At 56.6% G+C, this 15438-nt stretch carries 14 protein-coding genes; 2 read left to right on the top strand and 12 right to left on the bottom strand.

Annotated elements, in window-relative coordinates:
• Positions 1-6: 6 nt before the first annotated feature.
• The 5 genes from lapB to cmk form a co-directional block, all read right to left on the bottom strand.
• Entirely contained in the window at positions 7-1173 is a 1167-nt protein-coding gene (gene lapB, locus G5179_RS08500) for a lipopolysaccharide assembly protein LapB (protein WP_421258188.1), read from the bottom strand.
• A gap of 9 nt (positions 1174-1182) precedes the next feature.
• On the bottom strand, positions 1183-1467 hold the full coding sequence (locus tag G5179_RS08505) for a LapA family protein (RefSeq protein WP_111901344.1): 285 nt from the start codon (positions 1465-1467) through the stop codon (positions 1183-1185).
• A 158-nt stretch (positions 1468-1625) separates the two neighbouring features.
• Positions 1626-1910 carry an integration host factor subunit beta gene (gene ihfB / locus G5179_RS08510; RefSeq protein WP_005299934.1) on the bottom strand — a complete coding sequence of 95 codons (285 nt, stop codon included), beginning with the start codon at positions 1908-1910 and terminating at the stop codon, positions 1626-1628.
• A gap of 92 nt (positions 1911-2002) precedes the next feature.
• Positions 2003-3673: a 30S ribosomal protein S1 gene (rpsA, locus tag G5179_RS08515; RefSeq protein WP_005337148.1), complete on the bottom strand. Its 1671-nt coding sequence runs from the start codon at positions 3671-3673 to the stop codon at positions 2003-2005.
• 94 nt (positions 3674-3767) lie between these two features.
• The gene (gene cmk, locus G5179_RS08520; protein ID WP_019444698.1) at positions 3768-4460 is read right to left on the bottom strand and encodes a (d)CMP kinase; all 693 of its coding nucleotides are present in this window, start codon (positions 4458-4460) and stop codon (positions 3768-3770) included.
• Positions 4461-4708: 248 nt separating this feature from the next.
• Here cmk and ribA point away from each other — a divergent pair, with 248 nt between their 5' ends.
• A complete protein-coding gene (gene ribA, locus G5179_RS08525) occupies positions 4709-5302 on the top strand; it encodes a GTP cyclohydrolase II (protein ID WP_103251772.1) in 594 nt (197 codons plus the stop codon).
• Positions 5303-5383: 81 nt separating this feature from the next.
• On the opposite strand, the gene G5179_RS08530 is transcribed toward ribA, so the two are convergent.
• Positions 5384-6340 carry a LysR substrate-binding domain-containing protein gene (locus G5179_RS08530; RefSeq protein ID WP_421258189.1) on the bottom strand — a complete coding sequence of 319 codons (957 nt, stop codon included), beginning with the start codon at positions 6338-6340 and terminating at the stop codon, positions 5384-5386.
• A 63-nt stretch (positions 6341-6403) separates the two neighbouring features.
• Positions 6404-7279 (bottom strand): LysR family transcriptional regulator, encoded by an 876-nt coding sequence (locus tag G5179_RS08535; protein ID WP_005337156.1) that lies wholly within the window; start codon positions 7277-7279, stop codon positions 6404-6406.
• Positions 7280-7374: 95 nt separating this feature from the next.
• Between G5179_RS08535 and G5179_RS08540 the strand changes: the two genes are divergently transcribed.
• On the top strand, positions 7375-8598 hold the full coding sequence (locus G5179_RS08540; protein WP_421221586.1) for an MFS transporter: 1224 nt from the start codon (positions 7375-7377) through the stop codon (positions 8596-8598).
• A gap of 145 nt (positions 8599-8743) precedes the next feature.
• Here the strand turns inward: G5179_RS08540 and G5179_RS08545 are convergent, their stop codons facing one another.
• The 5 genes from G5179_RS08545 to G5179_RS08565 all read right to left on the bottom strand — a co-directional run bounded on the left by G5179_RS08545 (position 8744) and on the right by G5179_RS08565 (position 14707).
• Positions 8744-9298 carry a VOC family protein gene (locus tag G5179_RS08545; protein ID WP_421221587.1) on the bottom strand — a complete coding sequence of 185 codons (555 nt, stop codon included), beginning with the start codon at positions 9296-9298 and terminating at the stop codon, positions 8744-8746.
• Complete coding sequence (locus G5179_RS08550) at positions 9292-10056, bottom strand: DNA repair protein (RefSeq protein WP_216953387.1); 765 nt, start codon at positions 10054-10056, stop codon at positions 9292-9294. The genes G5179_RS08545 and G5179_RS08550 overlap by 7 nt, the downstream gene beginning before the upstream one ends.
• Positions 10057-10248: 192 nt before the next feature.
• Positions 10249-10974: an oxygen-insensitive NADPH nitroreductase gene (nfsA, locus tag G5179_RS08555; RefSeq protein ID WP_421206552.1), complete on the bottom strand. Its 726-nt coding sequence runs from the start codon at positions 10972-10974 to the stop codon at positions 10249-10251.
• A 71-nt stretch (positions 10975-11045) separates the two neighbouring features.
• Positions 11046-12611, bottom strand: coding sequence for an AbgT family transporter (locus G5179_RS08560; protein ID WP_005351146.1), 1566 nt, complete (start codon positions 12609-12611; stop codon positions 11046-11048).
• Positions 12612-12754: 143 nt separating this feature from the next.
• A complete protein-coding gene (locus G5179_RS08565; protein ID WP_421221658.1) occupies positions 12755-14707 on the bottom strand; it encodes a putative bifunctional diguanylate cyclase/phosphodiesterase in 1953 nt (650 codons plus the stop codon).
• Positions 14708-15438: the final 731 nt, after the last annotated feature.

Genomic DNA, 15438 nt, shown 5'->3' on the forward strand with positions numbered 1-15438 from the left:
TGCTTGTTATTCACCGTCCAGACCACGGATCGGCTTGATGGAACCCCACTGGCGACAAGACGGGCACTGCCAGAACAGCGAGTGAGTGGCAAAGCCGCACTGCCGACACTTGTGGGTTGACTTGATTTTGATCTGCTCGCCGACCAGTTGTTGCAGCAGTTCGAGGCTCTCCTTGGCAGGCCCCTCTTCCGCACTGGCCAGCTGAAAACCCACCAGCTGGTAAAAACCTTTCATCGACGGATGACGACGCAGCTGACGCAACACCAGCGAACGGGCCTGGCTCAGGCCATCACGCTCTTCAACCAGCTTGGCAAGAGCCAGGGTCACGCTGACGCCGGCGTGATCTTCCACTGCCTTCTCAAGCAGCGGGATCAATGCGGGCGTACGGCCCAACTGCTGATAGCACTCGAGCAATTTGGGCATCGCCTCGGAGGCAAAGTCGATATCCTGCTCGAACACCCGCAGCAGCTCCTTGCTGGCCTGCTCATACTCTCCATCTGCCATGGCGAGCTCAGCGAGGCGCAAACTGGCCCGGGCACATGCCGGATTGATACTGAGCGCCCGTTTGAGCTTGGCCAGCTCCTCCCCTTTATTGCCCTCACGCAGCGCGATCTCGGCCTGTTCGCAATAGAAATGGGAGATGGGGTCGGCCAGCTTCTTGCCCTGGAATTTTTGCAGACGAACCGCCACATCGATGGCCTTGTCCCAATCCCGCAGTTGCTGATGGATGATCAACAGCTGTGCCAGCGCAGTCTCTTCATAGTCGCTGTCATCACACAGCTCATTCCAGAGCGCTTCCGCCCGGTCGAGCAGACCAGCAGCCAAAAAGTCGCGCGCAAGCTCCTGCAGGGCAAGTTGTCGCTGCTCCCGGGTCAGCTGGCGGGTTACCAGGTTCTGGTGGATCTTGATGGCACGATCGACCTCCCCACGCTGGCGAAACAGGTTGCCGAGGGAGAGGTGTGTTTCGATGGTTTCACTGTCCACCTCAAGCAGCTGGATAAAGAGATCCACCGCCTTGTCGGATTCATCGGACAGCAAATAGTTGAGGCCCGCCACATACTGGCGGGAAAACTGGTTACTCTGTTTTTGGGTGTCCTGGCGAACACTCCTGCGACCCATGTACCAACCATAACCGGCGGCGATGGGCAACAGCAGGAAAAGCAGTTCAAGCATTGAGGAACATTATTCCTTACCCGATGACCGGGCCAGCTCCAACTCGCGGGATTGACGACGCATGGTGCGGTTGAGGGTGCGGTTTTGCATTTTCAGGCGCAGGAACAGCAGGCCGAATACCAGCCAGCCCAGCAAAAAACCGCCAGCGAAGAAGAAGCCCAACAGCATGGCAAGCGAAAACTCACCCTGAGCGATCAGGTAATTGAACTGAACCAGCTGGCCATTTTGTGAGCCCAGCGCCAGGGTCAGAACAAACACCAGCACCAGCGGAATGAGGGCCAAAATACGCTTCATAAGAGCTCCCTGTCAGTATCTAATGAGAGGCTGATTATCCTTAAAATCGCAGGCAGACTCTAGAGTGAATGGGAAAAGAGTTTAAGAAACAAGACGATTGGCACAGGAATCGGTGCCAAAAAGAAAAAAGGCATACCCGAGGTATGCCCATTTCTGCATTATTCAATGATGTTGACGCGCTCGCGCAACTCTTTACCAGGTTTGAAGTGCGGGACATATTTCCCGGTCAGTTCAACCTTGTCCCCAGTCTTGGGGTTGCGGCCTACACGGGGCGCACGATAGTGCAGTGAAAAACTGCCAAATCCGCGGATTTCAATCCGGTCGCCGTTTTGCAAGGTCGACGCCATCTGCTCAAGGATCTCCTTGATGGCGGCTTCGACATCCTTGGCCGGCATATGCATGCGGCTGGCTGCCAGTTGTTCGATGAGATCTGATTTGGTCATAACGTTAAATCTCCTTCCCCGATCACATGCAATATTCATTTTGCCAGGATAAAAAAGGGCGGCGCAATGCCGCCCTTTTCTTGCATCAAGGATTACTCACCCTTGGCGGCTTTGAACGCTTCCATCATAGCATTGCTGAACACAACTTCTTCTTGCTGGTTCAGGTTATCGATAGCAACACGCTCATCAGCCTCGTCCTTAGCACGGACAGACAGGCTTACGGTGCGGTTCTTACGATCAACGCCCATGAATTTAGCTTCAACTTCGTCACCAACAGACAGCACCAGAGTGGCGTCTTCTACACGGTCACGAGCAGCGTCGGAGGCACGCAGGTAGCCTTCTACGCCATCAGCCAGTTCGATAACGGCACCTTTGGCATCAACCTCGGTAACCTTACCCTTCACGATAGCACCTTTCTTGTTGTCAGCCAGGTACTTGTTGAACGGGTCTTCTTCGATCTGCTTGACACCCAGGGAGATGCGCTCACGCTCCGGATCCACTTGCAGAACAACGGCTTCGATCTCGTCGCCTTTCTTGAATTCACGCACGGCTTCTTCGCCCTGGTTGTTCCAGGAGATGTCAGACAGGTGAACCAGGCCGTCGATGCCGCCATCCAGACCGATGAAGATACCGAAGTCAGTGATGGACTTGATCTTGCCGGAAACACGGTCGCCTTTGGCGTGAGTTTCGGCAAACAGCTGCCACGGGTTGGATTTGCACTGCTTCAGACCCAGGGAGATACGACGACGCTCTTCGTCGATGTCCAGAACCATCACGTCAACCACGTCGCCAACGTTAACAACTTTGGACGGGTGGATGTTCTTGTTGGTCCAATCCATCTCGGATACGTGTACCAGGCCTTCAACGCCTTCTTCGATTTCAACGAAGCAGCCGTAGTCGGTCAGGTTGGTCACGCGGCCAGACAGACGGGTGGTCTCCGGGTAACGCTTGGCGATAGCAACCCAGGGATCTTCGCCCAGCTGCTTCAGACCCAGGGATACACGGGTACGCTCGCGGTCGAACTTCAGAACCTTGACAGCGATCTCGTCGCCAACGTTGACGATTTCGGAAGGATGCTTAACGCGCTTCCACGCCATGTCGGTGATGTGCAGCAGGCCGTCAACACCGCCCAGATCTACGAATGCACCGTAGTCGGTCAGGTTCTTGACGATACCCTTAACTTCTTGACCTTCTTGCAGGTTAGCCAGCAGGCTTTCGCGCTCGGAGGTGTTCTCGGTCTCGATCACGGCACGACGAGAAACAACAACGTTGTTGCGCTTCTGGTCCAGCTTGATGACTTTGAACTCGAGTTCTTTGTTTTCCAGGTGAGCGGTGTCACGGATCGGACGCACGTCAACCAGAGAACCCGGCAGGAAGGCACGGATGCCGTTCAGTTCAACGGTGAAACCACCCTTGACCTTGCCGTTGATGATACCGATAACGGTAGCTTGCTCTTCGTAAGCCTTCTCAAGCTGCAGCCAGGCTTCGTGGCGCTTGGCTTTTTCGCGGGACAGCTTGGTTTCGCCGAAACCATCTTCGATAGAGTCCAGAGCCACGTCAACGGTGTCGCCGACGTTGATTTCCAGCTCGCCCATGGCGTTCTTGAATTCTTCAGCCGGGATAGCGGACTCGGATTTCAGACCGGCGTCAACCAGTACGAAACCGTTCTCGATAGCAACGACAGTACCCTTGACGATGGAACCTTGACGGGTTTCAACGGCGTTCAGGGACTCTTCAAAGAGTTGAGCAAAAGATTCGATCATTGTTTATGTCACAAATGAAACATCCACTTGCAATCCGGCACAAGCGGGGCTGTTTTAAATAATCTGCGCCATCCTTGGTGCAGACGACCGGATGTCAGCTTGCGCTGGCATCACCAAGTTGTTGCTCTGCATAAGCGAGTACTGTTGCCAGCACTTCATCTATGGTCATGGCGGTAGAGTCTACCACCAGAGCATCTTCTGCCGGTTTCAGGGGTGCAGTAGCGCGATTTCTGTCGCGATCGTCACGTTCCCGAATCTCGGTTAAAAGACGCTCAAAGTTAACATCAAAGCCCTTATCTTGCAACTGCTTATAGCGACGCTGGGCCCGTTCTTCGGCACTGGCGTCGAGGAAAATCTTCACCTCGGCCTCGGGGAAAACAACTGTACCCATGTCACGACCATCGGCAATCAGACCCGGGGCCTGACGAAATGCCCGCTGACGGCGCAGCAAGGCTTCGCGCACACGGGGGAAGGCGGCGATTTTACTGGCAGCATTACCCACTTCTTCGGTGCGGATGGTGCGGGAGACATCTTCCCCTTCCAGGATAACCTTGACCAGATCGCCCTCAACCTGAAATTGCACATCCAGATTGGCGGCCAGCGGCACCAGTGAGGCTTCACTGTCCAGCTCTACATCGTGATGCAGGGCGGCCAGGGACAACACCCGATAGATGGCGCCCGAGTCCAGCAAGTGCCAACCCAGCTTCTCAGCAAGCAGCTGACACAAGGTGCCTTTACCTGCACCACTGGGGCCATCAATTGTCATTACGGGGGCCATCTGAGGCATAACTTCTCTCCTGCACTGTGTTGCTCCCATCCCGAAGGGGTGGGTTAATGGGCGCCGATTATACCCGAATGTGGTGAGCCTGGCAGTCATCAATCCGCACAAAGGGCCAAAACCCCGACGGACAGCTGTGCTTGTATCTCATTTGGAGATTTCATTAAGCAATGCAGGGACTTGTTCTTATGGTCGTTCCTGACAAGGCGCGCTAAACTGGCCCCCTTTTTTGAGCCGTTAGTAGTAAGGAGCAACCTATGAGCAGCGTTACCCTCGTGGCCCAATCCAAATTGCCAACCCCTTGGGGCACCTTCACGCTGGTAGGTTTTCAGGAAACCGGCACAGGCAAAGATCACGCCGCACTGGTGATGGGCGACATTACCGGTGAAGAGCCCGTGCTGGGCCGGATCCACTCAGAGTGCCTGACCGGCGACGCCCTGTTCAGCCTGCGATGTGACTGCGGTTTCCAGTTGCAGGCGGCCATGGAGAATATCGCCAAAGCCGGTCGTGGCGTGTTGCTGTATGTGCGTCAAGAGGGTCGTGGCATCGGCTTGCTCAACAAGATCCGCGCCTATCACCTGCAGGATCAGGGGGCCGATACCGTGGAGGCCAACGTGGCCCTTGGTTTCGCCGCCGATATGCGCGACTACACCATCTGCGCCGATATGCTCAAGCAGCTTGAGGTCAAGTCTCTCAAACTGATGACCAACAACCCGCGCAAGATGAAAGCGATGGAATCCTTCGGTATTCCGGTGGCCGAACGGGTACCGTTGCAGGAAGGGCGCAATCCCCACAACGAGTTCTATCTGTCGACCAAGGCCAACAAGCTGGATCACATGCTCAAAAAATGAGCCTGCATTGACGAATACCAGATAGTCAAACGCCTCCTATTCGGAGGCGTTTTTCTTGGGACCACCACACATCAACCCAAGCTATCTAAGTGGCACGGTCAAATTGGCCAGCAGTGCTTCAAGCTCTTCGCCAGTACGGGCAGCACAGTATTGGTCGACCCGCTCGCGGGTCAATTGCGGCGCGAGACGTTCAATCAGATCGTAGAGATAGCCGCATAAAAATGTCCCTCTGCGCAACCCGATAGTGGCCACACCGCCTGGTAGCCAGGGCGCCGTTTTGAGCACCAGATCGCCATCGCGCTGGGGCTCCCAAGCAAAAGTTGCCATCACCCCGATGCCCATTCCTTGTCTGACATAGGTCTTGAGCACATCGCTGTCGCTCGCACAGCAGGCGATCCGGCTCTCGGCATGAGCGCAATCAGTGCCATGTGCAGCAGAGAGCGCCCTTCCATCGGTCACCAATGCAAACTCCACCAGCTCGGCCGGGGTCAGCGATGTTGCTTTGGCCAACGGATGATCCTTGGGCAGCACCAAGCCCCGTTGCCACTGAAAAGAGGGGAGCATGAGCAGATCGCTCCCCTCCTCCGGTTCATCCGCCAGCAGCAGATCGGCAGCGCCATCATGCACGGCTACGCGGCACTGCGCCGCACTCCCCTGCATCACAGTTACGGCCACTTTGGGAAAGCGGGCCATGAAACCCTTGAGGATGGCGGGCAGAATATAACGGGCTTGCAGATGAGTAGCGGCAATGGTGAGGGTTCCCTGCTCCGGATGCACATGCTGCCTGGCCATCACCTTGATGGTGGCCACCTTGTCCAGCACCTCCGCGGCCACTTTGATCACGTCCCGACCGATGGGGGTGATCTGGGTCAGGTGTTTGCCGCTGCGCTCGAAGATCTGGATCCCCAGCTCATCCTCCAGCATCCGCACCTGTTTGCTGATCCCGGGCTGGGAGGTAAAGAGGCTCTCGGCGGTGGCCGACAGATTCAGCCTGTGGTTCGCCACCTCGACGATATAGCGCAATTGCTGCAATTTCATGGTGTAGCCCTCAAGCGAACCCACCGTTAATAGTAACAAACTTTCAGCAATAGCCCGCCGCCATCAGGCCGGGCGCTCCTTGAGTAGGAAATCACGCAAGGCACGGTTGGCCATGGAGAGCGGATCACCCCGCCGCCACGCCACGCAGAGATCGAGATAGATGGGCGGGTCGAAGGGTACGCCACTCAGATCCGGCTCCTCTTCCAGCACCATCCGCAAGAAGGTGGTCACCGCAAAGCCTTGCCGCACCACCGCCTTGAGCAGAGGGATAAGATTGCTCTCGAAGGCGATATCGGGTTCAACGCCCAGGCTCTGGGCCAGCGCCTCCATATGCTCCCGGTGATAAAAGCCACGGCGAAACAGCGCCAGCTCCTGAGCGAAAAACTGCGAGAGGGTGACGGCCGGTTCGCCGCGCAAGGGGTGATCATCCCCCACCACCATCAACATCTCTTCGCTCAGCAGATGCGCTCCCTCGATGGCGGGGGGGAGATCACTGGTGATGAGAATGGCCAGATCGAGGGAACCATCCACCATCCGGCTGAGCAGCTCACGGGTGCCGGCCTCTTCGACCCGGATCTTGAGGCCGGGGTAGCGGTGCTTGAAGGCCATCAGACGAGGGGGGAAATAGTAGGAGCCCATCATGTAGGGGATCCCGATCCGCACCTCCCCCCGCTCCAACCCCTTGAGCTCGGCCATCTCGGCCTCGGCCTGATGCATCTGCAGCAACAGACGCTCGGCATGGCGACAGAGCACCTCTCCCTCAGGGGTGAGCCGTACCGCCCGGTCCTGTCGATCAAACAGCCGCAATTCGAGCTGCTGCTCCAGCTTGGCGATGGCCATGCTGATGGCCGGTTGTGCCACATGCAGACTGTTTGCTGCCTTGGTAAATGAGCCGGCATCCCTGACCGCCAGCAGATAGGTGAGCTGTTTCAGATCCATGTATCAATTCATCTTATGAGATAGATAACTTAAATATATTATATTTATAACCGCAAGGACTCTACCCTGACCAAAAGTAGTCAGGACAATACGCAATGATTGAAGTTGGAAGTCGCGAGTGGATACGTGCAACCCTGGCCCTCAGCCTGGGCTCTTTTCTGGTGTTTCTGAACCTCTACCAGACCCATCCCCTGTTACCCCTGATTGCCGAGGTCTTCTCGGTCAACTCCCTCTCGGCCAGCTGGACCCTGGCAGGATGCACTGCTGGCCTCGCCGCCTCCTTGCTGATCTGCGCCAGACTGGCGGATCGCCATGGCCGTCGGCAGGTCATGCTGGGTACCCTCACCCTGGCGATCCTGCTCTCACTGTTAATCCCGCTGGTTGAGCAGTTTGGCACCCTGCTGCTGCTACGCATCCTGCAGGGTGCGCTGCTGGCAGGACTGCCCGCGACCGCGATTGCCTATATGGGGGAAGAGTTCAGCAAACGGGCGCTGCTCTCGGCGGTGGGGGTCTATATTGCCGCCAACTCCCTCGGTGGCATTGCCGGTCGGGTGGTCGGCGGTCTGTTGGCGGGCTGGTTTGGCGACTGGCAGCATACCTTTCTGGGGATTGGTGTGATCAGCCTGTCACTGCTGCCGCTGGTCTTCTGGCTGCTACCCCATCAGACCCGCTTTGTGGCGAGCGCCCCCGTTCGCGGCCAATTTGCTCGCGCCTTGCAACAACACCTGACCAATCCCTTGCTGGTAGGGGCCTATCTGATTGGCGGCCTCAACTTTATGGTGTTTCTGAACCAGTTCAGCTACCTCACCTTCCTGCTGGCCAAGCCCCCTTTCTCCCTGCCCACCCAGTGGCTCGGCATGCTTTTTCTCACCTATCTCTCGGGGACTGTAGCCTCCTCTCTGAGTGGCCGCTTTGCCAACCGCTGGGGGGCACAACGCATGCTGCTGGTCGGGATCGCGCTGATGGCCCTCGGCAGTCTATGGCTACTGCAAGCTAGTCTGCTCGGGATCCTGAGTGGCTTGCTGATCTCCAGCTTCGGCTTTTTCCTGGCACACGCCTGCGCCAGTGCCTGGGTCGGTCATCATGTCGAACACAACCGCGCCCTCGCCTCCTCCCTCTATCTGGTAGCCTACTATCTGGGAGCCAGTCTGGGGGGACTTTACCTGCACCCGTTCTGGGAGCAGGGCGAGCTGTGCGGTCTGGTCATGGGAATTGAACTGGTCCTCATCCTGACGGCGGGTTTGAGCCTCTGGCTTGGTCGCCTCAAGCAGCGAAGCCAATCGCCACTCTCTGCCCAGCAACCACACCGGCACGGGTAACGATCTCAGCGCAAACAGGGTCACCCACGAGCAGATAGCACTCTCGCAACCCAGCACTGCCAGATAGCAAAAGGGGTCACACCGGTGACCCCTTTTGCTGCGTTATTCAAGAGCCTGTCAGGCTCGCACCGCATTGAGCGCAGGATCACTCCTGATCGAAATAATCCGCAGGCACCGCGACCACAGCACCGGTCGCCACCTCTTCGGCGATCACCTCAGCCAGCGGGCGCAGATGAAACTTGATCTGTCCGGAGGGCAACATCAGGCCAATATCGGGGTTGCGGGTATCCTGCATGTTGCCGGTTTTGAATGGCTGCTCGGGATAGCGCGCTACCAGATCCTGCAGTGAAGTAACCACCAGCTCGATATGTTCCAGCCCCGCCTGATGGACGCGACCCGGTTTCGGCGCCGCCAGCTCGATACAGGGTACCTGCACCTCACCAGCCAGCAGTGGCTGATGCAACTGATAGGTGGCGATGGGACGTCCGCCAATCATACCCTCCACCAGCAAGGAGCCCGCTTCAGCCAGCACAGCACATAGCGCGCGGTACTCCTGCAAGGTCGCCGCCCGATAACAGAGGTGATCGACAGTTGGCTGGGAAAATGTGACGCCAGCAGCGGCCAGTTCGGTCAACAGCTGAGAAACAAATGGGGCCATTGGCCCCAGTGTGGAATCGAGTGGATGAGACATGCTTACCATTTCTTCTTGGGTTGAAACAGGACATCGAGCTCGTCGGCTTCCTTGTCCTTGATGTTTTGCAGATCCTGCGCGCTGTTTTGCTGCTGCAGCTCTTCAAGCTCCTTGAGCCCCTGACGCATATCCTCTTCACGAGCCAACAGATAGGGATCCTTGTCGCCAATGCTGGCCATTGCCGACAACCCCTTGGTATAGAGCTGGCGGCAAGTACCATATTGCCCCTGAATGCGGGCATCCATCGCCCGCTTGACCAGATTCGAGATGTTGATTTTGAGCTGCATCAGCTCGAGACGACGATCTTCCTGAGCAAACCCCTGCGGATCAATTTTGCCCTTGTTGTGCTCGACACGCAGTACGGCACGTAGCTTTTTTACCAGCTGCAACATCTGGATCGCCTGACGATCAGACTCGGGGGTTTTGAAGTGCCCCTCATCCTGCGCACTGTAATTTTCCTGCACGTTCTTGATCTGGATCTGCACATCGGCGATGCGCTGCTTGATCTGGTTGTTGGGCATCACCTGGGCGATGGCGCGATAGGCATCAAGGATCCGGTGCTGCAACAGCAACACCATGTTTTTGGAGAAAGGCACCAGATTGACGTTCAGCAGTACCTCTTCGGTCTCGTCGGCTACCGTCTTGTGTCTGGCAACGGCGTGACGCTTTTCAGCCTCCGCCTTCTGCTTATATTGCTGTACCACGTTATAGGCGATAACCAAAAACAGGAGCGCGCCGATAGACAGCAATACCAAAGTTAAAATCATAGGATGTCCAAACCCCTGTCCCAATCCAATTGCGTGATCCTACAACAGCTTATCTACTTAAGGTAGCCTGTAGATCCCCCCTTGCCCACGATTTGTCGCCAAGCTGTATACCCGGTCTCAGGGAAAGATTTCAGGATCACGGGAAAATGACCATGATGGTCATCACTCCCATAGTATCGCCCATCAGCGCCATTACTTGAGGTTAAAGCCCCGCGATTGCAGGAATCCCAGCATGAAAGGGCGGGACTCCTTGCCCAGAATGGCGCGGATCTGGCTACTCCAGGTCTGCTGTTTGTTGTTGCTGCTGCGGGCCTGATAGTAGTCCTCGATCTGCTGATCGTACCGGGCCAGCAGGTCGCGATCCAGCTCGTGCTGGTAGCGCTCCTGATGCACCACCAATCCCCTGGGCAGGCGGGGTTTCTGCTCCGGCTGCTGGGCAGGGTGGCCAAGGCAGAGGCCAAACAGCGGGATCACCTGATGGGGCAAGCCCAGTAGCTCGCTCACCTCGGCAGGATGGTTGCGAATGCCGCCGATATAGACCCCGCCCAGCCCCAGCGACTGCGCCGCCAGCAGAGCATTTTGCGCCATCAGGGCGCCGTCGATGGCACCGATCAACAACTGCTCCGCATAACCGGTCTGGGCCTCGGGCACGATCTGGCTGTGACGATGGTAATCGGCGCAGAACACCAGAAACTCGGCCGCCTGCACCACATAGGGTTGATTGCCCGCCAGCATGGCCAGCTGCTGACGCGCCTCGGGTTCACTGACTCGCACAATACTGGTCACCTGCAAAAAGCTCGAGGTCGAGGCGGACTGGGCGGCGGCGAGAATGACATCCAGCTGCTGCGGGGCGATCGGCTCGGCAGTGAACTGACGAATGGAGCGATGGGAAAGGATAAGATCGATGGTCTGATTCATGGCACCTCCAAAATGAGGTAACACCATAGCGAAAAAAACGAGGGAGCCCAAGGCTCCCTCGCACACCCAGCTTAAGGGGCCGGATAGACGTAAGGGGCTTGCAACCCGAGCGGGAAGCCGAGCGCCCAGTAGAGCAGCAGGAAAATCGTCCAGCTCACCAGGAAGGCCAGCGAGTAGGGCAGCATCATGGAGACCAGAGTACCGATCCCGGTGCTCTTCACATACTGCTGGCAATAGACCACCACCAGCGGGAAGAAGACCATCAGCGGGGTGATGATATTGGAAGCAGAATCCCCGACCCGATAGGCCGCCTGGGTCAGCTCGGGGGAGATCCCCACCGCCATCAACATGGGCACTAGGATCGGGCTGATCAGCGCCCACTTGGCGGAGGCCGAGCCGACTACCAGATTGACGCTGGCGGTGAGCAGGATCATCCCGACGATAGTCACCTCACCGGGCAGCGCCAGCGCATGGAGCACTTCGGCACCGGAAAGGGCCAGCAGGGTGCCCAGATTGGAGTCACCAAACGCCTTGATGAAGAGCGCGCAGAAGAAAGCCATCACCATGTAGGAGCCCATCTTGTTCATGGTGGCCGACATGGCATCGATCACATCCTTGCCGCTCTTGAAGCTGCCTGCGACAAAGCCGTAGACAATCCCGGGCAGGATAAAGAGCAGGAAGATGAGCGGCACTATGGACTTCATCACGGGGGCAGCGAAGGTGGTCAGGGAGCCATCGGCAGCACGCAGCGGTGAATCGCTCGGGGAGAGCGCCAGCGCCAGCAGCACGATAGCCGCCAGCATGGCAAACCCGGCCCAGTTGAAGGCCCGGCTCTCTTGCGCGCTGTAGCGCCCCATCTCGTCGGCACTCTCCAGATCCTCGTTGAGCGCCACGTGCTTGAGGCGCGGCTCCACCACCTTTTCGGTGATGAACCAGCCGACGCAGATGATCAGCAACGAAGAGGCACCGGTAAAGATGATGTTGCACAGGGTGTTGACCATGTAGTCAGGATCGAGCAACTGAGCGGCGGACTGGGTAAAACCCTGCAGCAGCGCATCCCCGCCGGAGGGCAGGAAGTTGGCGGCAAAACCGCCGGAAACGCCGGCAAAGGCAGCGGCGATCCCCGCCAGCGGATGGCGTCCGGCAGCGTGGAAGATGATGCCACCGATGGGGATCACCAGCACATAGCCCGCATCTGCAGCGGTGTGGCTGACGATCGCTACCAGGATCAGCATGGGAGTGAGAAAACGGGCAGGCGTCACTTTGAGCAACTTTTTCAGACCGGTATTGATAAAACCGGACTGCTCGGCCACCCCGACCCCCAGCATGGCCACCAGCACGATGCCCAGCGGGGCAAAGCCGGTGAAAGTGGTCACCATGGTGGAGAGAAACTCGGCCAGACCGGCACCGGTCAGCAGGTTGTTGACCACTACCGCCTCCCCGGTACGGGGGTTGACCAGATCAAACTGGAATTGTGACAACACCCAGGAGCCGACCCAGACGATCAGCAAGGCGTAGAGGAACAGCATGGCGGGGTCGGGTAATTTGTTCCCGGCTTTCTCGACGCCATTGAGGAAACGGTTCAGCCAACCTTTGGGAGGGCTGGCCGGACGGTCATTGACAGCAGCATGACTCATTATTGCGATACTCCTTTCCCTAGAAACGAGGTCGCATGCTAGCAATTCCAGCCAATCCGTCTCATGACCGATCGCAAAAGAATGATTAATTTTGATTAAATATTGCGGAATAAAATTCCAAGTTGTGGCCTAACGCACACTTGTTACTCTGCCATCACGGCATCTAACAGTGGATAACGCCCAACCTGACACTCCACCACGAAACCGCTTGCCTCGACTTGTGCCACCGTCAGCGGCTTGCTGAACAGATATCCCTGGAACACATGGCACCCCTGGGTCTGCAGTGCGGCCAGTTCGTGAGGCTCCTCCACCCCTTCCGCCATGATCCCCAACCCCAGATTGGTGGCCATGGCCGCAGTCGCCCGGATCACCGGCAGGTTGAGGCCGACCACGAAAGAGCGATCCAGCTTGATCGTATCGATGGGCAGGCGATTGAGATAGGCAAGGGATGAGTAGCCGGTACCAAAATCGTCGATGGCAATCTTGATCCCCAGTTCACTCAAGTCATCGAGAATATCGAGGCACCCCTTCATATCCAGCATAAGCACGGTTTCGGTCAGTTCCAGCGTCAACAGGGAAGCATCCACTCCGTGCAGAGCCAGCTGCTGGCGCACTTGCCCGGGCAGTGCCGACGAGAGCTGGAAACCGGAGAGGTTGACGGAGACTGGCACCCGGTGATGGAGGCACTTCTTCCAACTGGCCATCTGGGCAAGTGCGGTAGAGAGCACCCAGCTGCCGATCTCGCGGATCAGCCCCATCTCTTCGGCCAATGGGATAAATTCCACTGGCGAGACATGGCCAAGCACCGGGTTATACCAACGCAGCAGCGCCTCGTAACCGATCAGACGCCGTTTGGCGACATCGACCTGTGGCTGGTAACAGAGGCTCAGCTCCTGACGACCGATGGCCTTGGCCAGAAACTGCTTGAGATTGAGCTTGCGCTGCAGGGTCTGCTGCATGCTGGGGGTAAAACGCTGCCAGCGCAGCCGCCCCATCTGCTTGGCCTGATACATGGCCATATCGGCGCGGGTGATGAGGTTATCACCATCGTCCGCATCATCGGGATAGATGGCAATGCCGATACTGCCGCCGATGGTTACCTCCGGCAGACCGCTCAGTTGCAGCGGCTTGGTCATCTGGGAGAGCATCTGATCGGCCACATCCTGGGCTCGTTCATTCTGGTTTCCCAAGGGAACCAACGCGGTAAACTCGTCCCCGCCAAGACGGGCCAGCTCAACATCGCGGGGGCAAATCTGTTTGAGGCGACCGGCAACCCGCTCCAGCAGGCGGTCTCCCGCCTTATGGCCGTAGTTGTCGTTGACCAGCTTGAAGTTGTCCAGATCCATGAATACCAGCGCGAAACGCTCCCCCAGCCCGCAATAGGCCTCGAGAGATTTCATCAAGCCATAACGGTTGAGCAGGCCGGTCAGGGAGTCATGCCAGGCGAGGTGGCGATGCTCCAGCTCCTCGAGTTTGCGATCGGTAATATCGCGCATGGTGAGCAGGATCCGTGCTCCTTGCTGGATATAGCGGAACTGATACTGGAACCAGCGCATCCCCTTGAGGGTTCGGCACTCCCCTTCGGTCACTACTTCATCGAGTCGGGAGAGCTTCTGGTAAAAACTGTCGTCACTACCGGAAAAAACCTGGGAGAGCGTGGCGATCCGGTGACCGAAACACATCTCGAAGTGATAGTTGCCGCTTTCGAACGCGCCATTGCTATCGAACAGGCAGGCCAGGGTATCACCGGTTGCCAGCGAGGACTCCTGATAGAGGGTATCGGAGTCGAGCACCGCCTCGGTCATCATCATCAGACGGCCAGCCAGCTGAATGCCGGAGAGGCGTAGATAGATCTGCTTCTTGACCCCCTTTGGGGAGATAGTCCACCACTCGTTGTAACTTCGCCCCTGCTGAAAATCACCGAGGTAGCGTTGCAACAACAGCGCTATGGCTGTGGCCATATCAGCCGAAAAATCCCTGGAACAGAGCTCGTCAAGGGAGGTGGCCTCCCAGAGAGGAAGTGCTGCGCGGTTTGCCCAGAAAATATGGTGATGTTCGATGTCATATACCCAGATAGGGGTATGCAGAACATCCATTGTCTTCAGTAACCGTTCGTCAAGCGTATTCATCTGGTCAAAATCATTCATGCTGGATGGTCACTGGTGAACCGGAAAACAAATGGGCAAACCGCCGTATGCAGAATGCAAGGTGACAACACCTCTCGGCCACTATTTCTCGCGATGGCCAAAAGCAGATAACTGATTTCAGAAATCAACAACAGGAGAGCCAATCCAGCCACAGAAAAAAGGACTCAGCCAATACTCCTGTCAATCAGAACAAATCCCTCGTTCGTTTTTAACTTTTTTTCCCAGCAAAAACAAGCACTAAGAATTGCACTCTGGATACTTCAAAAAACATTTTTACGATTCACAACAAACACTTATTTACTGACAAGCAAGTCAACTAAAAAAAGTGCCGGCATTTCCCTCGTAAAACTTTCATTTATTAACCAGCGCGTTGAATAAACAGACAAAAAAGAGCAAAACCGGCCCCAAATAGCGACTTAACAAGGAACTTAAATACCTCAAAACCGAATATCTACCTTCACCAGACCGGCATGATGAATATGCGACTGTCATCACATTCACATCGCCGAAAAAAAGAACTGCTCTTGACCAGCGCGATCCTCTTTTTTCCTGAGGATGGGTCGTATTGTAGTCATACCATGTCGCCTCTCTCTCTTGAGCTAACGGGTGACATCTCGCAACAATGACTGTGGCGCAGAAAATAATCCTCATTCGAGAACAATTGAAAATTTAAACTGGTA

The organism is Aeromonas sp. 600886 (assembly GCF_049174935.1).
Taxonomy (GTDB): Bacteria; Pseudomonadota; Gammaproteobacteria; order Enterobacterales; family Aeromonadaceae; genus Aeromonas; species Aeromonas veronii_A.